The organism is Ciceribacter ferrooxidans, from assembly GCF_004137355.1.
Classification (GTDB): domain Bacteria; phylum Pseudomonadota; class Alphaproteobacteria; order Rhizobiales; family Rhizobiaceae; genus Allorhizobium; species Allorhizobium ferrooxidans.
Genome location: NZ_SDVB01000170.1, coordinates 146,838 through 167,242, shown reverse-complemented (window position 1 = coordinate 167,242; position 20,405 = coordinate 146,838). Strand labels below are relative to the sequence as shown.

The 20,405-nt window shown below is 63.2% G+C and carries 24 protein-coding genes; 11 read left to right on the top strand and 13 right to left on the bottom strand.

Annotated features, from left to right (window positions below; genetic code table 11):
- Window positions 1-27: 27 nt before the first annotated feature.
- Both EUU22_RS05140 and znuA read right to left on the bottom strand, forming a co-directional pair.
- Window positions 28-1,227, bottom strand: coding sequence for a GTP-binding protein (locus EUU22_RS05140; RefSeq protein ID WP_129330990.1), 1,200 nt, complete (start codon window positions 1,225-1,227; stop codon window positions 28-30).
- A 91-nt stretch (window positions 1,228-1,318) separates the two neighbouring features.
- Window positions 1,319-2,284, bottom strand: a complete 966-nt coding sequence (znuA, locus tag EUU22_RS05135; RefSeq protein WP_129330989.1) for a zinc ABC transporter substrate-binding protein ZnuA — start codon at window positions 2,282-2,284, stop codon at window positions 1,319-1,321.
- 103 nt (window positions 2,285-2,387) lie between these two features.
- On the opposite strand from znuA, the gene EUU22_RS05130 reads away from it, so the two are divergent.
- From EUU22_RS05130 to EUU22_RS05120, 3 genes are read left to right on the top strand one after another with little or no spacing between them, the layout of a single operon-like run.
- Window positions 2,388-3,314 (top strand): ATP-binding cassette domain-containing protein, encoded by a 927-nt coding sequence (locus tag EUU22_RS05130; protein ID WP_129330988.1) that lies wholly within the window; start codon window positions 2,388-2,390, stop codon window positions 3,312-3,314.
- On the top strand, window positions 3,307-4,116 hold the full coding sequence (gene znuB, locus EUU22_RS05125) for a zinc ABC transporter permease subunit ZnuB (RefSeq protein ID WP_129330987.1): 810 nt from the start codon (window positions 3,307-3,309) through the stop codon (window positions 4,114-4,116). The genes EUU22_RS05130 and znuB overlap by 8 nt, the downstream gene beginning before the upstream one ends.
- Before the next feature lie 12 nt (window positions 4,117-4,128).
- On the top strand, window positions 4,129-4,524 hold the full coding sequence (locus EUU22_RS05120; protein WP_129330986.1) for a Fur family transcriptional regulator: 396 nt from the start codon (window positions 4,129-4,131) through the stop codon (window positions 4,522-4,524).
- A 21-nt stretch (window positions 4,525-4,545) separates the two neighbouring features.
- Here EUU22_RS05120 and EUU22_RS05115 read toward each other — a convergent pair whose 3' ends face one another.
- From EUU22_RS05115 to EUU22_RS05090, 6 genes are all read right to left on the bottom strand, one after another.
- Window positions 4,546-5,073, bottom strand: coding sequence for a gamma carbonic anhydrase family protein (locus EUU22_RS05115; RefSeq protein ID WP_129330985.1), 528 nt, complete (start codon window positions 5,071-5,073; stop codon window positions 4,546-4,548).
- 41 nt (window positions 5,074-5,114) lie between these two features.
- Window positions 5,115-5,384 carry a hypothetical protein gene (locus EUU22_RS05110; RefSeq protein WP_129330984.1) on the bottom strand — a complete coding sequence of 90 codons (270 nt, stop codon included), beginning with the start codon at window positions 5,382-5,384 and terminating at the stop codon, window positions 5,115-5,117.
- A gap of 51 nt (window positions 5,385-5,435) precedes the next feature.
- Window positions 5,436-6,914, bottom strand: coding sequence for a D-alanyl-D-alanine carboxypeptidase (locus tag EUU22_RS05105; protein WP_245484927.1), 1,479 nt, complete (start codon window positions 6,912-6,914; stop codon window positions 5,436-5,438).
- 124 nt (window positions 6,915-7,038) lie between these two features.
- Window positions 7,039-7,836 (bottom strand): hypothetical protein, encoded by a 798-nt coding sequence (locus EUU22_RS05100; RefSeq protein ID WP_129330982.1) that lies wholly within the window; start codon window positions 7,834-7,836, stop codon window positions 7,039-7,041.
- Window positions 7,837-8,109: 273 nt separating this feature from the next.
- Entirely contained in the window at window positions 8,110-8,721 is a 612-nt protein-coding gene (locus tag EUU22_RS05095; RefSeq protein WP_129330981.1) for a transglutaminase-like cysteine peptidase, read from the bottom strand.
- Window positions 8,722-9,177: 456 nt separating this feature from the next.
- On the bottom strand, window positions 9,178-9,789 hold the full coding sequence (locus EUU22_RS05090; RefSeq protein ID WP_129330980.1) for a PilZ domain-containing protein: 612 nt from the start codon (window positions 9,787-9,789) through the stop codon (window positions 9,178-9,180).
- Window positions 9,790-10,112: 323 nt separating this feature from the next.
- Between EUU22_RS05090 and EUU22_RS05085 the strand changes: the two genes are divergently transcribed.
- Together EUU22_RS05085 and EUU22_RS05080 are read left to right on the top strand one after the other, a co-directional pair.
- The gene (locus EUU22_RS05085) at window positions 10,113-10,865 is read left to right on the top strand and encodes a rhomboid family intramembrane serine protease (RefSeq protein WP_245484913.1); all 753 of its coding nucleotides are present in this window, start codon (window positions 10,113-10,115) and stop codon (window positions 10,863-10,865) included.
- A 170-nt stretch (window positions 10,866-11,035) separates the two neighbouring features.
- Window positions 11,036-11,470, top strand: a complete 435-nt coding sequence (locus tag EUU22_RS05080; protein ID WP_129330979.1) for a CBS domain-containing protein — start codon at window positions 11,036-11,038, stop codon at window positions 11,468-11,470.
- A gap of 19 nt (window positions 11,471-11,489) precedes the next feature.
- On the opposite strand, the gene EUU22_RS05075 is transcribed toward EUU22_RS05080, so the two are convergent.
- The 3 genes from EUU22_RS05075 to folE all read right to left on the bottom strand — a co-directional run bounded on the left by EUU22_RS05075 (window position 11,490) and on the right by folE (window position 13,649).
- Window positions 11,490-12,449, bottom strand: coding sequence for a patatin-like phospholipase family protein (locus EUU22_RS05075; RefSeq protein WP_129330978.1), 960 nt, complete (start codon window positions 12,447-12,449; stop codon window positions 11,490-11,492).
- Window positions 12,450-12,553: 104 nt separating this feature from the next.
- On the bottom strand, window positions 12,554-13,015 hold the full coding sequence (gene hisI, locus EUU22_RS05070; RefSeq protein ID WP_129330977.1) for a phosphoribosyl-AMP cyclohydrolase: 462 nt from the start codon (window positions 13,013-13,015) through the stop codon (window positions 12,554-12,556).
- A gap of 28 nt (window positions 13,016-13,043) precedes the next feature.
- Entirely contained in the window at window positions 13,044-13,649 is a 606-nt protein-coding gene (gene folE, locus EUU22_RS05065) for a GTP cyclohydrolase I FolE (protein ID WP_129330976.1), read from the bottom strand.
- A gap of 278 nt (window positions 13,650-13,927) precedes the next feature.
- Here folE and EUU22_RS05060 point away from each other — a divergent pair, with 278 nt between their 5' ends.
- The 4 genes from EUU22_RS05060 to thrS all read left to right on the top strand — a co-directional run bounded on the left by EUU22_RS05060 (window position 13,928) and on the right by thrS (window position 17,349).
- Window positions 13,928-14,374: an iron-sulfur cluster assembly scaffold protein gene (locus tag EUU22_RS05060; RefSeq protein WP_129330975.1), complete on the top strand. Its 447-nt coding sequence runs from the start codon at window positions 13,928-13,930 to the stop codon at window positions 14,372-14,374.
- A gap of 2 nt (window positions 14,375-14,376) precedes the next feature.
- Window positions 14,377-14,760: a membrane protein insertion efficiency factor YidD gene (gene yidD, locus EUU22_RS05055; RefSeq protein WP_129330974.1), complete on the top strand. Its 384-nt coding sequence runs from the start codon at window positions 14,377-14,379 to the stop codon at window positions 14,758-14,760.
- 64 nt (window positions 14,761-14,824) lie between these two features.
- Window positions 14,825-15,244, top strand: coding sequence for a DUF2267 domain-containing protein (locus EUU22_RS05050; RefSeq protein WP_129330973.1), 420 nt, complete (start codon window positions 14,825-14,827; stop codon window positions 15,242-15,244).
- Window positions 15,245-15,360: 116 nt separating this feature from the next.
- Window positions 15,361-17,349, top strand: a complete 1,989-nt coding sequence (thrS, locus tag EUU22_RS05045) for a threonine--tRNA ligase (protein WP_129330972.1) — start codon at window positions 15,361-15,363, stop codon at window positions 17,347-17,349.
- A gap of 97 nt (window positions 17,350-17,446) precedes the next feature.
- Here the strand turns inward: thrS and EUU22_RS05040 are convergent, their stop codons facing one another.
- Window positions 17,447-18,391, bottom strand: coding sequence for an RgsD C-terminal domain-containing protein (locus tag EUU22_RS05040; RefSeq protein ID WP_129330971.1), 945 nt, complete (start codon window positions 18,389-18,391; stop codon window positions 17,447-17,449).
- A 109-nt stretch (window positions 18,392-18,500) separates the two neighbouring features.
- On the opposite strand from EUU22_RS05040, the gene EUU22_RS05035 reads away from it, so the two are divergent.
- A complete protein-coding gene (locus tag EUU22_RS05035; RefSeq protein ID WP_129330970.1) occupies window positions 18,501-19,085 on the top strand; it encodes a nitroreductase family protein in 585 nt (194 codons plus the stop codon).
- Entirely contained in the window at window positions 19,085-19,699 is a 615-nt protein-coding gene (locus EUU22_RS05030; protein WP_129330969.1) for a flavin reductase family protein, read from the top strand. Before EUU22_RS05035 ends, EUU22_RS05030 begins: the two co-directional genes overlap by 1 nt.
- 8 nt (window positions 19,700-19,707) lie before the next feature.
- On the opposite strand, the gene EUU22_RS05025 is transcribed toward EUU22_RS05030, so the two are convergent.
- Entirely contained in the window at window positions 19,708-20,367 is a 660-nt protein-coding gene (locus EUU22_RS05025) for an aldolase/citrate lyase family protein (RefSeq protein ID WP_129330968.1), read from the bottom strand.
- Window positions 20,368-20,405: the final 38 nt, after the last annotated feature.

The window sequence follows — 20,405 nt, the reverse complement described above, 5'->3', positions numbered from 1 at the left end:
GCCGGGCGTACGGGGCGCCGCATGCGTCTATGCACGCGTCGTCCAGGAGGCGAAGGGGTCGGGAAGATTGCGCCACACCTCCGGCGTGAAACCGTCCGCCGGGACCAGACAGTTGTCTAGCTCGGCGCGGATATCTTCCTCGCTCATCGGATCGCATCCGATGAAGACGAGCTCCTGCCGGCGGTCGCCCCAAACGGGATCGAGATAGGGCGTCATGGCCCGCAGAAACTCCGGATCATCCGGCCATTGCTCGCGCGGCACCGATGCCCACCACAGCCCCCTGCGGCCTGTGCGGACGAGCGGTCCGGCATGGCTGAGTTCGCCCACATGGTGCGGCCGGGTTGCCAACCAGAAGAAGCCCTTGGCGCGAATGACCCCGGGCCATGGGCGGTCGAGAAAAGCCTGAAACCGCATTGGGTCGAAGGGCGTGCGCGCCTTGTAGACGAAGGAGCGGATGCCGTATTCCTCTGTCTCCGGCACATGGTCACGGAAGCCGTGCAGCTCCTTGAACCAGAGTGGATGCGTTTCCGCCCGGGCGAAGTCGAAGAGCCCGGTTCCGAGAATGTCGCCCGGCGCCACCGCTCCGAAATCCGCCTCGATGATCCGGGCGTCGGGATTGAGCCCGGTGATGATCTTGCGCGCGGCGGCGCGGTCCTGTTCGCGCGCAAGCGAGACCTTGTTCAGCACGATCACATCGGCGAATTCGATCTGTTCCACCAGCAGGTCGACGATCGTGCGATTATCCTCCGGGCCGGCCGCTTCGCCACGCTCGACGAGGAAGTCGGAGGAGCTGTAGTCACGCAGGAGGTTCGCTGCATCGACGACGGTGACCATGGTGTCGAGCCGGGCGACGTCGGAGAGGCTCTTGCCGTCCTCGCCGCGGAAGTCGAAGGTGGCGGCGATCGGCAAGGGCTCGGCGATGCCGGTCGCCTCGATCAGCAGGTAGTCGAAGCGGCCCTGCGCCGCGAGATCACGAACCTCCGTCAAAAGATCGTCACGCAGCGTGCAGCAGATGCAGCCGTTGCTCATCTCCACGAGCTGTTCGTCGGTGCGGGAAAGGGCGGCGTCTCCGCCGCGCACCAGCGCGGCATCGATATTGATCTCGCTCATGTCGTTGACGATGACCGCGACCCTGAGGCTGCTGCGGTTCCCGAGCACATGATTGAGCAAAGTGGTCTTCCCGGCACCGAGGAAGCCGGAAAGGACGGTAACGGGGAGCTTGTTCATCGGATGTCCTGCTTGTGGCAACGTAATACTATAACAAGTCGAGGGCTGAAGAAGGCGGATGTCGCCATCCGCCGTCGTCTGGTTCATAGGATTACTTGGAAAGGCACTCGGTGAGCGAGGTTGCCATGGCGCGCAGGAGGTCACCATAGAGGGCCGGACCTTCGGCGAGAGCCCCGCCCTCCGGATCGAGGACGCCGGATCTTGCGGTCGTGCCTTCGGTGACGACGTTCAGCAGCTTCGGTTCGAACTGGGGTTCCGCGAAGACGCAGGCCGCGCCGAGTTCGCCGATCTTGGTGTGTATCGCCGAAAGGCGCTCGGCGCCCGGCATCGTCTCGGGGCTGACCGTGACGGAGCCGGCCACGTGGACATGATAGCGGTTTTCGAAATACTGGTAGGCGTCATGGAAGACGACGAAGGGCTTGTCCTTGACCGGTTCGACGGCCGCGGCAATCTCCTTGTCGAGCGCGTCGAGCTGCTTGCCGAGCGTTTCGGTATTCTTCCGGTAGATGTCGGCGTTCGCGGGGTCGGCCGCAACGAGGGTATCGCTGATCTCGGCGGCCATTGCTTTGGCGTTCATCGGATCGAGCCACAGGTGCATGTCGACGCCGCCGTGCTCGTGGTCGTCGTGGTGTTCGGCCTCGCCACCCGCCTCGGCCGCGTGGCCCTCATGGTCGCCGTCGTCATGGGCTTCGAAAGGGCCGCCCTCGCGGAAGGGAAGCTCGACGAGCCCGCGTGCTTCGCTCAGGGCGACGACCTTGGCGTCGCCGGGCAGTGCTTCGAGCGGCTTGTCGAGAAAGGCTTCGAAATCGTGCCCGATCCAGAAGACGACGTCGGCATCTTCGAGCTTCTGCGCGTCCGATGGCTTCAACGAGTAGGTATGCGGGGAAGCGGCGCCGCCGACGATGAGTGCGGGCTCGCCGACGCCTTGCATGATCGAGGCGACCAGCGAATGGATCGGCTTGACCGAGGCGACGACCCGGACCTCGGCTGCGGCGAGGGACGGCATGACGAGCAGCGCGGCGGCCGATGCTGCCGCGCGGATGAGGCTTTGATTCATTTCGAGACTCCAGCTTGCGAACGATATGTAATGTTATTACATCAATTGCGTAATGCTATAACGTGTGTCATAGCCGTTCGCAACAGCAAAACGTCAGGTCACCATGCTTCATTCTGCCAAACAGGGCGGCAAGCCGCTCGTCAGCCTATCCGGCGCCGGCGTCCGCCGTAATGGTCGCTGGCTCGTCCGCGGCGTCGATTTCACCGTTCATCGCGGCGAGATCGTCACCCTGATCGGACCGAACGGATCGGGAAAATCGACCAGCGCGAGAATGGCGATCGGTGTCCTGCGGCCTGACGAGGGGCAGGCGGCGCGAGTATCCGGCCTGACTGTCGGATACGTTCCGCAGAAGCTCGCCGTCGACTGGACGATGCCGCTCACCGTGCGCCGGCTGATGACGCTGACGAGCAGGCTCTCCGAACGGGATATCCTCGAAGCGCTGGATGCGGTCGGCATCGCCCATCTTGCGGGTGCGGAGGTTCAGCATCTCTCGGGCGGCGAGTTTCAGCGGGCGCTGCTCGCACGGGCGATCGCCCGCAAGCCCGACCTGCTGGTGCTCGACGAGCCCCTCCAGGGTGTGGATTTCGCCGGAGAGATCGCCCTCTACGATCTCATCACCTCCATCCGCAACCGCACCGGCTGCGGCATCCTGCTGGTCTCGCACGACCTGCATGTCGTCATGGCGGAGACGGACACGGTCATTTGCCTCAATGGGCATGTCTGCTGCCGCGGCACGCCGGCCCATGTCAGCCAGAGCCCGGAGTATATGCGTCTCTTCGGGGCGCGGGCCGCCGGTACGCTCGCCGTCTACCGTCACGAACATGACCACACCCATCTGCCGGATGGCCGCGTGCTTCACGCCGACGGTTCGGTGACGGAACACTGCCATCCCGGTGACGGCCACCACGATCACGCGGGGCACGATCATCATGATCACAGTCATGACCACGATCATGACGGCGCCCATCAGCATGAGGCTGCCAGCGGCCCGGCGCACGGCGAAGAGAGAAGGGGTGAGCACCATGCTTGACGATTTCTTCACCCGCGCGCTGATTGCCGGCATTGGTCTCGCGCTGACCACCGGGCCGCTCGGCTGTTTCGTCGTCTGGCGCAGAATGGCCTATTTCGGTGACACGATGGCGCATTCCGCCTTGCTCGGGGTCGCCCTTTCGCTGCTCTTCTCGGTGAACCTGATGGCGAGCGTGTTCGCGGTCGCCGTCACGGTCTCGCTGGTCCTGCTCCTGCTGCAGCGGCGTCAGGCGCTTTCGGCCGACGCGCTTCTCGGCATCCTCAGTCACGCAACGCTCGCCGTCGGCCTCGTCATGGTCGCCTTCATGTCCTGGGTGCGCTTCGATCTCATCGCCTTCCTGTTCGGCGATATTCTTGCGGTCACTCCGACCGATATTGCGATCATATGGGGCGGCGGCGCGGCAGTGCTGGCCCTCGTCGCCTGGCTCTGGCGACCGCTGCTTGCGGCGACCGTCAATCCCGAGGTCGCGGAGGCGGAGGGAATGAACCCCGAACGGTCGCGGCTCGCCTTCATGCTGCTGATGGCGCTGGTGATCGCGATCGCGATGAAGATCGTCGGCATCATGCTGATCACATCGCTCCTGATCATTCCGGCAGCCGCCGCACGCCGCTTCTCCTCAACGCCGGAGATCATGGCCGTGCTCGCCTCGCTGATCGGCGCCATCGCCGTCGCCGGCGGCCTGTTCGGATCGTTGACCTATGACACGCCATCCGGACCGTCGATCGTCGTTGCCGCGACCATCCTGTTCCTGGTGAGCCTGTTGCCGTTCAGGCTGCGGGCCGGCGAAACCGCAGCCCGTTGAGCGGAGGACACCATGACGACACCGCAGCTGACGCGCAATCAGTCTCTCGTCTTCGACACGCTCATGAAATCGGAAGGGCCGATGTCGGCCTATACGATCCTCGACCGGCTGCGCGACCACGGATTTCGTGCACCTCTGCAGGTCTATCGCGCGCTCGAGAAGCTGGTAGAGTTCGGGCTGGTTCACCGCTTGGAGAGCATCAACGCCTTCGTCGCCTGCTCCCACCCGGCGCAGGACTGCTGCCGGCACGGCACGGTGGCGTTCGCGATCTGCAACAGTTGCGGCGGTGTCACCGAGTTTCACGACCACTCGATAGACCATCGGCTATCCGACTGGGCGAAGGGGCAGCAGTTCAAGGCGGAAAAGACGACCATCGAGATCCGCGGTCTCTGCCGTCAGTGCAGTTGAGGCGAGGGGACGAGTGCCTCTTCAGAGCGGCCGGAGTTCGCGAGCGAACCGCTGCCAATTGCGGACGTAGTTTTCCGCCGAGAGCCTGAGACCCGCGGCCGCCCGTTCGTCCAGTGTCCGGACGATCCGCGCAGGCGAGCCGACGATCAGTGAATTGTCGGGAAATTCCTTGCCCTCCGTCACCAGCGCGTTGGCACCGATCAAGCAGTTGTTGCCGATTCTGGCGCCATTCAGCACCGTCGCTCCCATGCCGATCAGCGAATTGTCGCCGATCGTGCAGCCGTGGATGATGGCATGATGGCCGATCGTGCAGCCCTTGCCGATCCGCACGGGAAAACCCGGATCGACGTGTAGCATCGCGCCTTCCTGGATATTCGTGCCGTCGCCGATCGTGATCGGCTCGTTGTCGCCGCGCAGCACCGAACCGAACCAGATGCCGACATCGAGTCCGAGCTCGACCTGGCCAATCACATGGGCGTCAGGCGCGATCCAGAAGCGATCCTCGGCCGGCGTCTTCGGGACGAGATTTCCGAGCGCATAAAGGGGCATAACGGCACTCCGTGCTACCGGCCGGGGTTGGTTGCGTGACGTCAACGGAGTCTCAGCACCACCGGTGCCCGGCCTCCGGGTGCGCAGACATGCAGGTGGATGTTGGTCTCCGGCTGTGAATAGCGCCAGGCGCGCGCGCCGTGGCAGAGCAGAAGTCCGATCAAATCCTTGGTCATCGACCTTTTCCGGCCGAGTCCGAGGTCCGCGATCCGCATTGCCGCCTCATGAAGCGGATGCAGCGCTGGGCGATACGGCCTTTTCGTCTCCCCGCCATGGGGAGAAAGGCCGAAGCGGTTCTCGTTCGATGCCATGTCTGCTACCTCGTACTCACTACATTTCGAGGTGGCCGACGGGCGTCCTGCTTACTGCAGGGAAGCCCAGCAGCCAAATCCTTTGCTCTTCAGCGCCTTGCACGCGTTCACGGCCGCCTTCTGGTCGGCGAAGCCGCCGAAGCGTGCACGGTGGACCTGTGCGGAACCGCTGCCGTAGGCGACGGTGAAGGGGGAGGCGGAACGCAATACCTTGCCGCCTTTGTCCTGCGCCTTGCGCAGAAGCTCCATTGCGAGTTTCTTGTCGGCCGCAGCGCCGATCTGGATCACCCAGCCTGCGGGTGCCTTCGGGGTGGACGCGGTGACCGTGTTGTCAATTTCTTCCGCCGCCGGGGCAGGCGCCGCTACCGGCTCGAGAGAGGCCTGCTCATTGCTGACGCGACCCGTCTTTAGGCTGGATTCCGGCATATAGGCTGGCGCCGGCTCCGGGACCGGAAGAGCGGCTGCCGGAGGCGCGGCGACAGGGGCCGTGACTGCTTCGAGAGCAGGACTTGCGCCGCCCGTGCTTGCGTAGGCGGTCTGCATGCCGGCCGGCTGATAGCGAATTTCCGGAAGAGGGCCGCGCGAAGGAAGATCGACAGCGGACGCAGAAGCGGAGGCAGCGGCGGCCGAAGGTGCTGCCGCAACGGGCGATTCCGGGGCGATCGTCGTCTCGCTGCGGGCGAGGACAAAATCGCCACTGCCGGACCGCGATGCCTTCGGAAGATAACGAAGCACGAGCTGCTTCATCGTCTCGTTGCGCTTGCCCCCGGAGGAAGACCCCATGACGACCCCGACGATCGACCGGCCGTCAGCCTGGGCCGATGTCACGAGATTAAATCCGGCAGCGCGGGTATAGCCGGTCTTTATGCCGTCGACGCCGCGAACGGCACCGAGCAGGCGGTTGTGATTACCGATGACCTGCTTGCCGAATTTGAAGCTGCGCGTCGAAAAATACCCGTAATACTGCGGGAAATGCTGACGCAGGGCGATACCGAGGCGCGCCTGGTCGCGCGCCGTGGTCATCTGCGCGGTGTTCGGCAGGCCGTTGGCATTGCGGTAGGTCGTCTTGCTCATGCCGAGGCTGCGGGCCTTCGCGGTCATCATCTTGGCAAAGCGGGCTTCCGAGCCGCCGAGATACTCGCCGAGAGCCGTCGCGATATCGTTGGCGGAGCGCGTGACCAGGGCAAGGATCGCCTGCTCGACAGTCACGGAACGCCCGGCACCGACCCCAAGCTTGGATGGCGGCTCCGCAGCGGCATTGGCGGAGACCGGAACGCGGCTGTTGAGGCTGATCTTGCCCGATTCGAGCGCTTCGAACGTCAAGTACAGCGTCATCATCTTGGTGAGCGACGCCGGATAGCGAAGGCTGTCGGCGTTCTCGCTGTAGAGAACCTTGCCGGTCTTGGCGTCGATGACGATGCCGGCATAGGTGGGAGCCGCACTTGCTGGCGCCGAAGACGCAAACGACAGTGCCGAGAAAGCCATGGCCACCATCAATATCTTGCGTGCCGACGCCGAGAAGATGGACATCAAGCCGTGGCAATTCTTGATATTTTTCACCGCGAAACTCTTCATATGCTGACAAGGACGAACTGGGCGCTCCCCCAACGCGACCATTTCGCCGGAGCTTACGGCGGTAGCCTTACCAAGAGGTTTATAATGAATCATTTCTTGCCGGCTTCTCTGGAATTTTAGAAAAACGCGATGGAAAGTGCGCCTCTGAATCGATCCTTGCGGTGATGTAGCTACGCACGGCATCGTCGATCGCCGCCCAGTCGGAAAGAAGCCCGCTCGAGAAGCGGTAGAGGACGCTGAGGTCTCGTCCGACGTGGATGTCGCGCTGGCAGTCGCCGCTGCTGGCGGGGGCGCCTGCGGCGGGCAGCGCGCAGCGCACGGCGAAGTCGGGTCCGCCCGGCCGGGGCGCCGTAAGAAGGACTTCATTTCCGTAGCCGGCGTCGGATTTCAGACGGTGCAGGGTGAGGCCGTACTGTCCCGTCTCGGCCGGTCCGTCGAACAGATGACTGTAGATCGGCTCCACGCGCCCGGACATGTCGCGCGACATCGTGCTTTGCGACAGCTGTACGAAGATGAGTCCGCCGGATTGGGTGACGTCATCGAAGCGCGCCCGCAACTCACTGCGATATCCCGACATCTCTGGCCACAACAGGTAGAGATCGGCCCGTTCCGCAGGGCCGTGACGACGCTGCGCCTCGAACCGGAGAGTGTTGGCGGCGAGGTGGAGCCGATCCTGCCCGATGGTCACGAGGAAGTTTTGCGTGCTGTCGCTGTGTCCGGCCAGTGCCAGCTCCGCGCCGAGCTTGCGTCCGCCGACATTGATCGCAACGGAAAGCAGGGCCAGAAATGCGACGAGTGCCGTCGCAGTATAGACAAACCGGTTGGAGATCAGTGGCAGGTGCTCGGAAACCTGTTCAGGCGCGACCGGCCTCTTCATCTCTCGTCCCTTCCGCCGGCAGTCGTTGATGCGGGTCAGTCACGCGGAACTGGAGGAGACGCTCGCCGCCATTGGTCGCGGGCGCATCGAACACTGCGAATGATACAGTGCTCAAGAAATAGTCGGCTCATGGTTAATGTCGGGTAAATGCTGCGGCCCGCAGTGTCGCTTGCTCCCGGAAAGGAAAAGCCGGCCCCGCGGAGCGGGGCCGGCCTTCGGTTCGGTCAAGGGAAGGGATGACGGACGACCGAACCGGATGCTGCAATCGCTGCGTCAGTTCGACCCGACGCTGCCGACCGCGGTCGCGCGTCCGTCCTGCAGCTTGACCCAGCGGCCGGGATCGTCGGCCGACTGGCGCTTCAGATAGGTATACTCGGTGTCCGACCAGAGCAGGACCTTGTTGCGCATGTTGTCGAGAATGAAGTCGCCGTGGTCCGTGCGAACCGTCAGGACGGCATGGCCTTCGCCGTTCGGCTGCAGTACGACCGTCATCAGCAGGTCCGCGGGCGAGAAGCCGCGGTCGATAAGGAGCTTGCGCTTCAGAAGCGCGTAGTCCTCACAGTCCCCGACCGAACGTGGATAGGCCCAGCGCTCCTCGACGCCGTAGATCTCCTGATCCGTCAGGGGTTCGATGGAGGTGTTGACGGTGTAGTTGATGTCGAGCATGGCGCGCCAGGCGTCCTCTGACAGCGCGGCCGGGCCGGTGTCGCCGGTCTTGCCGCGGCATTCGTCCGGGTAGCTGCGGCAGAACTCGTAATGCCCGATCGGCGGATTTGCCTTGCCGACGACGTGCATGTTCGACGGCATTGCCGCAACCGGCAGCGCGATGGCGCCGCTCAGCAGGGCTATCAGAACTCCAACGCTCAGACTTCTTTTCTTGGTCATTTGTCGTCTCCCCGTGTTGGGAAGACAATGACAGGTGCGGTTTTACTCTGCGCAAAAACGCGAAGTAAAATAAGCGGATTACTTGAGTATAATTACGCGAAAAATAGAATTGAATAAGAATAAAACTGTAGATGTATTTGACGATAATTTTCGTAAAATTGTATCTAGTTACGGCGCCGCATCGCATCGGATCTGTCGAGGGCATGAGGTATGGTGCTGAAAAGAAAAGAAAAATTGCGATGAGGTGTCGGGTTTCGGCTGGCTTCGCTCCGGCGATCGTGGCGACCGGCGAGCTTGCAGCTTCGTCGGTGTGACATCGGAGGCCGTTCCGTGCGCAAAATCGTGCGGCATGCGCACGCTGCGACGTTCAGAATTTCTTTAGCGTAATCGAAAGTGGCGGGAATGCGAGCCGCGGTCGCCGCCTCTGTCTTCGGAGCCTGAGGCTCTGGAAGTCCGTCAGAGAAACTCGGTCAGGGCTTCGCGGGACTGCAGGGTCAGGAATTCGATCGCCACGCCCTCGACGAAGTGTCGGACGACTCGGCCCCGCATATTGCCGACGCGGACCGCCGTCCCGATCGGCGGACGAATATCGATGTCGATCGCGGCGCCCGACAGCGACAGGTCCATGAGGCGGCAGGGATAGCGCCGTCCATCTTCCAGGACGAGTTCGGTCCGGGTCTGTCTTGGCGTCAGGCGATCGTGGCGGCGATCTTCGGGCAGGCCGAGTTCGTGCTTGTTGGCGATCCAGGTGAGTTGCGCTGCGAGCTTCTCGCGCTTGCGGCCCGTGGCGACGATCGACATGACGAAGCCGTCTTCGGTGAGCTTGATCGTGCTGCCTTCCAGGCGCCCGAGGTGATCGATGTAGGCAATGACCTTTTCACCCGGGCCCGGCCGGCCAGCGCAGGCGAATCGCACGTCGCCGGGGGACATGTCGACGACCTGGCAGACATACTCGTCGTAATTGGCGAGCATCAGCCGCCCCTGAAGGCTGACGCTGACACGCTGGAAGGCCCGGCGCCCGGCGGGAGAAACTGCACTACCGGTCTGGGATGCCTGCGACGTGAACATGGTGTCGATTCTTGACCCTTCAGCTATGGTTAAATCCTTACCTGCGAGCGGTTAACAGAACGTTTTGCGAGTATTGTGCCAATCCGTAGCAGGAGGGGCGGGGCCGCCGCGGTTAATCTTGTTTTCGAAACTTGATTGCATACTAATAATGGCTGTGGCACATCGTGCCCATTGATTTCGAAGGGCCTCCTTCGGCACCAACTGTCGGGCGCGGTTTTCCCGTGCATTCGATTGGCCGTCCGGATATCAGCCGGACGGCTTTTTTTTGCCCTTTGTCTGCGATAAGGCTCCGGGTAGTGAGCGGTCACAGGGATACGCCGGACATGGATGAAATGCCGACACGGCCTTCGGGCGACGACTGGCCGGGTGGCGATACAGCCGAAGGTGGCGCCGCGCGCCAGCCGGTCTTCAATATGCCGGCCGGCATCCTGTTTTGTCTCGCGGGGCTTGCCGTCATCTATTTCGTCCAGTCGACGCTGTTGTCGCCGAATCTTGCCGAGTGGCTCGTCATAGAGTTCGGTTTCTCGCCGCTGCGCTACGTCTACGGTTTCTCCGAGCAGGGCTACGAGTGGCTTTGGACGCCACTGACCTATTCCTTCCTTCACGGCAGTCTCGAACACCTTGCCTTCAACGGCCTGTGGCTGGCAGCGTTCGGAACGCCGGTGCTCAGGCGCATCGGCGGGTGGCGCTTCGCCGCGCTGTGGGTCGTATCGGCTGCTGGTGGAGCGTTGGCGCACGCGCTGGTGAACTGGGGACAGCCGACACTGATGATCGGCGCATCGGGCGTCATCTCCGCGCTCATGGGGGCTGCATGTCGATTTGCCTTCGGACCGGGAAGATCGGTTCGCGTTCAGCCTGATCGGCCGCTTCCGAGACTTTCGGTGCCCGCGGCGCTCCGGCAGCGGACGGTGGTCGTCTTCATCGCAGTCTGGCTCTTTGGCAACCTCGTGATCGCAATCGGCATGCCGCTGGTGGGCGCTCTCTCCGGTGCCGTTGCGTGGGACGCGCATATTGGCGGCTTCCTGGTCGGTTTTCTGGGATTCGCCGCCTTCGATCGCCCGCTGCCGCGAGATTGAGCCGGTATCCTCGGGGTAGGAGAGCAAACCCCTCGTTTCGCAGGGTTGGCCGGACCGTCGAACTTGTTGCAAACTTCCTTGAATAGGGGCACCATTTTCAGTGTGCCGTCGCGGCCAGGAGGGGCTGGCGACGGTCCATTGAAGGCCAGCGATCTGGAAAAGGAGGAGCCATGTCTGCAACGGTCAGGAGCATACTCGAAGAGAAGGGCCGCAACGTCGTCACGATCGGGCCCGATACAACCCTTGCCGACGCCGCCCGTATCCTGGAGGAAAACCATATCGGGGCCGCGGTGGTGTGCGATGCCAGGGGGCAGATCGCCGGAATCTTCACCGAGCGCGACCTTGTCCGGGCGATCGGCCGTAGCGGATTGATCAGCCTGAGCCAGTCGGTGGCCGCCGTGATGACCAAGAACGTGCATCGCTGCAGCGAGGAGACGACCGTCAACGAGCTGATGGAAGTGATGACCGGACGGCGGTTCCGGCACGTCCCTGTGGAGAAAGACGGCAAGCTCGCCGGCATCATCTCGATCGGGGATGTGGTGAAATCCCGCATTCGCGACATCGAAACCGAAGCGGAACAGATCAAGGCCTATATCGCCGGATGACGGCGGTCCTCGGCGGCGTTCAGCGGGCGAAGGAGTCCTGCATCCGCTTCAACTCGCCGAGGCGGAGCTTTGCCTCCTCGTAACCGCGGTCGATCGCTTCGCCGGCACGGTGAAATTCCGAAAGGCCGATGTCGTTGACGCGCGGTTGAAGTGCCAGGTCAGGCGGGTCGCCGGCAAGCCGGGCGCGCGAAATACGGTCCTGGATGATGTTGAAGGCCTGGACCATGACGCCCGTCATGCCGAGGCGGCCGTGGTGCTTCTGCGTGTCGCCCTCGGGCACGGCGACTTCGCCGGCCTTGTGCTTGACGACGGCCGACCGACCGAAAAGGTCGTAGTGGAGGTTCACCGCCATGACGAGCGGCTGCTCGTAGGCGCGGCAGACGGACACCGGGACGGGGTTGACGAGCGCGCCGTCTATCAGCGTGCGGTTGTTGCAGAGAACCGGTTCGAAAATGCCGGGCAGCGCGTAGGACGCGCGCAGGGCCGTGATCAGCGGGCCGCCGTCGACCCATACCTCGTGACCGGTGTTGAGCTCCGCAGCCACCGCAATGAAGGGTTTGGGCAGGTCCTCGATCGCCAGCCCCTGCAGATGTTCCTGCATCCGTTTGGTGAGGCGCATGCCGCCGAGCAGACCGCCCCCGCCGATCGTGAGGTCGAGCAGGGATGCGATGCGCCGCATCGTCAGCGAACGTGCGAAGATTTCCAGTTCGTCGAGCTTGCCGGCGAGATAGCAGCCGCCGACCAGCGCGCCGATCGACGTGCCGGCGATCATGCTGACCTCGACGCCTGCTTCATCAAGTGCGCGAAGCACGCCGATATGCGCCCAGCCACGGGCGGCGCCACCGCCGAGCGCGAGTGCGATCGGTGCCTTTTTCGGTGGTGAAGGAACAGGACCGGGATCGACGACGATCGGCTCCTGGCCGCTACCAAGGCCGGCCCCGGCGGCAGACGGACTGTTCCTCATATTCCAGTTCAGCATTTACGCGCACCTCAAGCTGAACGCTCCCAATGCCTCGATTAACGCACCGGAGACTTACCAAATCGTTTAGCGAAAGGGCGCCGTTGTGCCGTTCCTGGTCGAAGTCAGCCCTTTGTCGCGTCGTCGTAGATCGTGTCCGGATCGAAATGCCGGTGGTGATCGGTTATCTCGAGGCGAGCTTCGCCGCCGACCGACGACACGCGCCTGTAGAAGCACGAGCGGCGGCCGGTATGACAGGTTGCGTCATGTCCGGCGACCTCGACCTTCAGCCAGACGGCATCCTGATCGCAATCGACGCGCACTTCCCTTACATGCTGGAGATTACCGGAGGTTTCGCCCTTCTTCCATATCTTGTTGCGGGAGCGGCTGAAATAGTGCGCGATCCCGGTTTCCAGCGTCAGGCCGAGCGCTTCGGCATCCATGTGGGCGACCATCAGCAGCTCGCCGTCCTTCGCGTCGGTCACGACGGCGGTCACGAGGCCGTTGGCGTCGAATTTCGGGGTGAAAGGCCCGTCAACCTCCAGCGCGCCCTTGTCCGAAGGCGGGCGGTCGAATGTGATCGTCATGGCTGGTCTTCCGGATGCGTTGCTGTGGTCAACGGCCACGCACCATGGACATGAAGCGCGCCTGTTCGGCGGCGCTGTCCTTGAAGCTGCCGGTGAAGGTGGTGGTGAGCGTCGTGGAGCCGGACTTCTGGACACCGCGCATGGCCATGCACATGTGCTCGGCTTCGACGAAGACGGCAACGCCGCGCGGGCTGAGGCCCTGGTTGATCGCGTCTGCGATCTGCGCGGTCATCGCTTCCTGGGTCTGCAGGCGCCGGGCGAAGACCTCGACGATGCGGGCGATCTTGGAGAGGCCGAGTACCCGACCGGACGGCAGATAGGCGATGTGCGCCTTGCCGATCACTGGCAGCATGTGATGCTCGCAATGGGAAAAGAACGGGATGTCACGGACGAGCACGATGTCGTCATAGCCGGCGACCTCTTCGAAAGTCGTGCCCAGCACGTCGTCGATGTCGGCATCGTAACCGGCGAAAAGCTCGCTGTAAGCCTTCACGACACGTTTCGGGGTGTCGAGCAATCCTTCGCGGGAGGGATCATCGCCGGCCCAGCGCAGCAGCACGCGAACGGCTTCCTCCGCTTCCTCGCGGGTCGGCCGAGCGCTCTCCTGCGACAGTTTCTTGGCGAATGCGTCCATGCCTTCGGTCTCCCGGTCCGTCGACGGCCCGACGGAGTTTTGTGTTCTTCCAGCCTGTAAATGCGTAACTCGGCTCATGATGGCAAGCCCATATCTCTCGATTGTCCGTGGCCGTCGGCGACAAGGCTCTTGTTTTCTTTGGACCGCGTTTGCACTTCTTATATAGTGAGCTCGACGCGGCATGTGAAGGAATGACGGTGCGACACACTGTTGCCAGGGCGTCGACAGTTGCCCGGAACGGGCCGCTTCTAGCATCGCATTCTAAGGTTCGATAGCGCATGGACGACATTTACAACAGCAAGATCCTCGAATTTGCCGGCAATATCGCGCGGATCGGAACCTTGCCGGATGCTGATGCGGTTTCCGAAAAGCACTCCAAGCTCTGCGGCTCTAAGGTCAGGGTCTACCTGAAGATGGACGACGGAGTCGTCAGTGATTTCGCCCACGAGGTGAAGGCCTGTGCCCTCGGGCAGGCCTCGTCCTCGATCATGGCGCGTCACGTCGTCGGTGCGACGGCGGAAGAGCTTCGCCGGGCAAGGGAAGACATGCTCGCCATGCTGAAGGCCGATGGCGACGGACCGACGGGTCGTTTCGAAGACATGCGGTTTCTTAAACCCGTGAAGGACTACAAGGCGCGGCACGCCTCCACCATGCTGACCTTCGACGCCGTGGTTGACGCGATCGACCAGATCGAGGCGAAACGGCCGGCGGCCGTGGCAGGCTGACGATGTGCAATGCTCCCGAGTGTGGCGGCGGTCACGACCACGGTCCGCCGGCGCGTCGCGGTCGCAACTGGTCCGGCCCGTTCGCCAGGACGCCCGGTCGGCTCTTCGGCATGGGCTTCATCCGCCTCTATCAACTGACGCTCTCCGGCTTCGTCGGCAATTCCTGCCGGCATATGCCGACATGCTCGGAATACGGCTACGAGGCAATCGCGCGGCACGGGTTGTGGGCCGGCGGGTTCCTGACGCTCTTCCGGGTCGGACGCTGCGGTCCGGGGGGAACGTGGGGTTTCGACCCGGTGCCGGAGAGGCTGGACGAGCGCTTTCACTGGTGGACGCCCTGGCGTTATCGGCGGCCCGGTTTGCACCGCTCGGACATCAGTCGTTGACAGAGACCGGCTGGCGGTACACTCGCGGGAGTCCGCTGCTGCAACAGAGGGAGGGCGCGGTCTCATGACGGTCCCGATGGAATACCGAGAGGCCACACGGGATTTCGAGAGTTTCCTGATTGCCGTTCGTGATCGCGCCGGCCTCGCGACCACCAACCAGGCCTTCACCATGGTGGACGGCGTCTTACGCACCTTCCGTCGTCGCCTGGAGCCTGCTGAGGCGATCGCCTTCGCACAGGTCCTGCCGGCCTGCCTGCGCGCGCTCTTCATCCGTGACTGGGACCTCGACGAGCCGCGGAAAACCTTCGACACGAGGGAGGCGATGACGCTGGAAGTGAAGGCGCTGCGGTCGGAGCACAATCTCTCGACCGAAAGCGCGATCGCCGATGTGGCGTCGGTTCTCAGGGAAACTCTTGATATCGCAGTGCTGGATCAAGCACTCGCCGGCCTGCCGGCAGGGGCGAAGCGGTTCTGGCTCACCTAGCCGGCAATCGCCTTTACTCCCGCCGGATTTCCCGATATCACGCCGACGTTGCGGCCGGTCGAGTCCGGCGCTTTCACCACCCGCATTCGTTGGCGGGACTGGATAAGGAGAACCTCATGTCTGCTTCCGTTTCCCTCACATTTCCCGATGGCTCCGAGCGCAGCTTTCCTGCCGGCACGACCGGACGGGATGTCGCGGAATCGATCTCGAAGTCGCTGGCCAAGAAGGCCGTCGCCGTCACGCTGAACGGCGTGACGACCGATCTTGCCGATCCGGTCACCGACGGTGCCAAGATCGAGATCGTCACCCGCAGCGACCCGCGCGCGCTGGAACTCATCCGCCACGACGCCGCCCACGTCATGGCCGAGGCCGTGCAGGAACTCTGGCCGGGAACCCAGGTAACCATCGGGCCGGTGATCGAGAACGGATTCTATTACGACTTTGCCAAGGACGAACCCTTCACGCCCGACGATCTGCCGAAGATCGAGAAGAAGATGAAGGAGATCATCCAGCGCAACAAGCCGTTCACCAAGGAAGTCTGGCCGCGCAACAAGGCCAAGGAGGTCTTCGCCGCCAAGGGTGAGGCCTACAAGGTCGAACTCGTGGATGCGATCCCGGAAGACCAGGACCTCAAGATCTACTATCAGGGCGACTGGTTCGACCTCTGCCGTGGCCCGCACATGGCCTCGACCGGACAGATCGGAACGGCCTTCAAGCTGATGAAGGTCGCCGGCGCCTACTGGCGTGGTGACTCGAACAATCCCATGCTGACCCGCATTTACGGCACGGCTTGGGCGGAACAGGAAGAGCTCGACAACTATCTGCACATTCTGGCCGAAGCCGAAAAGCGCGACCACCGAAAGCTCGGCCGCGAAATGGATCTCTTCCATTTCCAGGAAGAGGGCCCCGGCGTCGTCTTCTGGCACGGCAAGGGCTGGCGCATGTTCCAGACGCTGGTCTCCTACATGCGCCGCCGGCTTTCCGGCACCTACCAAGAGGTCAACGCGCCTCAGGTGCTGGACAAATCGCTGTGGGAAATCTCCGGCCACTGGGGCTGGTACCGCGACAACATGTTCAAGGTGACGGTCGCCGGTGACGAGACCGACGACGACCGCGTCTTCGCACTGAAGCCGATGAACTGCCCCGGTCACGTGCAGATCTTCAAGCACGGTCTGAAGTCGTACCGCGAACTGCCTGTGCGACTTGCAGAGTTCGGCATCGTTCATCGGTATGAGCCGTCCGGCGCCCTGCACGGCCTGATGCGGGTGCGCGGCTTCACGCAGGATGATGCGCACGTCTTCTGCACCGACGAACAGATGGCGGCGGAATGCCTGCGCATCAACGACCTGATCCTCTCGGTCTACAAGGACTTCGGCTTCGACGAGGTCGTTGTTAAGCTCTCGACCCGTCCGGAGAAGCGCGTCGGTTCCGACGAGCTCTGGGACCGTGCCGAAGGCGTGATGATGGAGGTGCTGCAGAAAATCGAGGCGCAGTCGGGCGGCCGCATCAAGACCGGCATCCTGCCGGGCGAGGGCGCCTTCTACGGGCCGAAGTTCGAGTACACGCTGAAGGACGCGATCGGCCGTGAATGGCAGTGTGGCACGACCCAGGTCGACTTCAACCTGCCGGAACGCTTCGGCGCCTTCTATATCGACCAGAACTCGGAGAAGACCCAGCCGGTGATGATCCACCGGGCGATCTGCGGATCGATGGAGCGCTTCCTCGGCATCCTGATTGAGAACTTCGCCGGTCACATGCCGCTCTGGATCGCGCCGGTCCAGGTGGTCGTCGCCACGATCACCTCGGACGCCGACGCATACGGCAACGAAGTGGCGGAAGCCCTGCGCGAGGCCGGGATGACGGTCGAGACCGACTTCCGCAACGAGAAGATCAACTACAAGGTCCGTGAGCACTCGGTGACCAAGGTTCCGGTGATCATCGTCTGCGGCAAGCGCGAGGCTGAAGAGCGGACGGTCAATATCCGCCGTCTCGGCTCGCAGGAGCAGGTCTCGATGTCGCTCGACGAGGCCGTTTCCGCGCTCTCGTGGGAAGCGACCGCGCCCGACGTCAAGCGCAAGGTCGAGGCAAAGAACGCCCGCGCCTGACCCGCCCGCGTTCGCGAGTAACCGCCGGCAGATTCTTCGGAACCTGCCGGTCTTCTTTTGTGCCTTTTTTGAAGGAGCGGGAGCGCCGACTGGCGCGTCAGTTCAGGATCAGTTCGACGTCGATGTTGTGGCCGGCTTCGACGGTGAAGTCCTTCTGGTAGATCTTGTCCTTGTTGCGGGCGATCGCGGTATAGCCGCCCTCGGCGAGCACCATGACCGGGAAGGCGCTGACGCTTTCGGCGACCACGTCGCCGGAGGCCGTGAGGATCGACCAGGCGGTGTCTGCGATGGCCTCACCGCCGGCCTCGGACACCAGCTTGAAGCTGATCTGCGAGGCGCGGTGCTGGATGGTTGCTTCGGTGAGTTTTCCGGCTTCGACCTTCAGGTCGGCGCGCACCACGGCATTGACCGAACCGTACTCCGAAACGACGTGGTAAGTCCCTGCGTTGAGCCGCACGATGGTGTTCGGCTTGACATTGGCCATCACCAGCCCGCGCTCGCCGTCTTCCTGCGTTTCGGAGGAATAGACACTGAATTTCAGCTCGGCTGTGGGTATCCGGGTATCATCGCCCGAAACGGCGTTAAGCAGCATGCCGCCGGCGTCCAGAACCAGTACCTGCGTCTCGATATCGCCGCTCTCCGGAACCGTGAGCTTCTTGGTGGCACCGGCACGGCCGAACGAGACGTTGACGAAATACTCGCCCGGCGAAAGTTGAAAGTCGGCCGATCCGCCCTCGGAGCTCGCGACGAGCGGCAGCTTGCCATCGTCGGCGGGAATAGGGCTGAAGACGCGCCAGGAGAGGCCCTGCTGGACAGGCTCGCCATCGCCGGTGAGCTTGGCCTCGAAGACGATGTTCTTCGCGACCGGCGGCTTCAGCGTCTCACCGAAATCGGGCGAGAAGGCCTTGAGCTTTGGCATCTTGGTGGTGCTGTCGAGCTGTTTGAACGACTTGAACGCGTCATCGGCGCCCGTCGACGGCATTGCCGGCAGGCTGACCGCCAGCATGAGGGCCAGGCGGGCGACAAAACGATGAACTCTCATGCGATGCACAATCAGTTGACTTCCTCACCAATGGAAGCAACTTCAATCCGAATGCGATGGCAATTTCAAGACGTGTCCGTCGTGCTAGCCGAAGGGAAAGCAAATCAACATGAAAAAAGACATCCATCTTGCCGACTATCTGGCGACTCGCCGCTCCGTGCCCGCCTTCCAGATGTGTGAACCCGGGCCGTCGAGGGAGGAGATCGAAGCGATTCTGACGCTGGCCGTCAGGGTTCCGGATCACGGCAAGCTGGCGCCTTGGCGCTTCATCGTCTATCGGGGTGCCGAACGGGCACGGATCGGCGATGCGCTGCTTGCCATGGCGATGGAGAAGAATCCGGACCTGAGCGGCGAGATGCAGGCCGTCGAAAAGACCCGGTTTACCCGGGCGCCGGTCGTGATCGCAGTCGTCAGCCGCGCTGCTCCGCATCAAAAGATTCCTGACTGGGAACAACTGATGTCGGCGGGTGCCGTCTGCCTGAACCTGCTGATGGCGGCCAACGCGCACGGCTACGTCTCCAACTGGCTGACGGAATGGTTCGCCTATGACGAGGGCGCCTATCCCTTGCTCGGCATCGCCCCGGGAGAAAAGGTGGCAGGCTTCATCCATATCGGCTCGACGACCTTCCCCGTCACCGAGCGCCCGCGCCCGCCGCTCGCCGAGGTGGTGACCTGGGTCGGTGGAGACGAATGATGTTTTATACCACCGACACGAACCTCCATGGCCTGCCGCACGATCCGTTCAAGGCCATCGTGACGCCGCGTCCGATCGGCTGGATCGGTTCGAAGGGGAAGGACGGGTCGATCAATCTCTCTCCGTACTCCTTCTTCAACGCCGTCAGCGACCGGCCGAAGATCGTGATGTTCTCGTCGAGCGGCCGAAAGGACACGTTGCGCAACGTCGAAGAGACCGGTGTCTTCACCACCAGTTTCGTGGGCGCCAAGATATTGAAGCCGATGAACGAGTCGTCCGTCGTCGTGCCCTACGGCGTCGACGAGTTTTCGATTGCCGGCCTCACGGCCCGAACGGGAGAACTGGTCGACGCGCCGTATGTAGGCGAGGCCCTTGCCGCCTTCGAATGCAAGGTCACGGAAATCCATCGCCTGAAGACGGCTGCCGGCGACTTCTCCGACAGCTATGCCGTCTTCGGCGAGGTGGTGGGCATCCACATTGACGAGCGGGTGTTGCGCGACGGTCGTTTCGACGCCGCGCTGGCACGGCCGATGGCGCGGATGGGCTACATGGATTACGCCGAGGCCTCGGAAACCTTCGAACTCTTGCGTCCGGTTCCGCCCTCGCGAACCTGATGCCTCTTTCAGGAGAGGACGCGGTTGACGGTCGCGACCTGTTCGCGGCGCTCGCAGATGATGGCGGAGAACCCATCCTGCAGCGCGGTTCGGCACGCCTCGGACACGCTGTCCTCGTTGATCTCCGCTCTGAGCCAGTCGATCGCTGCGATGCCGGCCGACGCTGCGCCGAGAAGCATAAGCCCCCGTGCGGTCGCCAGACTGCCGGGAAGGGGCATCGAGTCGAGAGAGGCGGCCACCCCGAGATTCGCGGCAAGAGCCATGGGATGCCAGGCGAGCCCCGCCAGACGCTTCGACTTTCCGGCAAAGCTTGCTGCCGACAAGGCTCCCGCCGGATTGTCGCCGGCGAGCGCAAGGATCGCGGTGCGGCCGACCGCCAGGCCCGCCTTCGCTTCTTCCACCGAGAGCATCACATCGGCTTTCTGGACGTCCGCGCCGCAGGTCGGACCGCTGAGCAGTATCGCATCCGGCTGATGAGGGACGATGAGTGAAAGCGCAAGGGCGAGGGCATCCGTCTCAAGGGGCGGCGGGACAAGCGCGAAAAGGGCCGGTGGCGTCGCCCTCGCTCCGATCCGCTGGGTGAAAGCCCTGACAGTTTCTGGCGCAATTGCCGCGTTCTCAAGGCGATCCGCACGCAGGTCGAGAGCGACGGCGTCGGCGCCCGCCATGTCCTGTTCATCGAAAAGCCCAACGAGAAGCACGGATC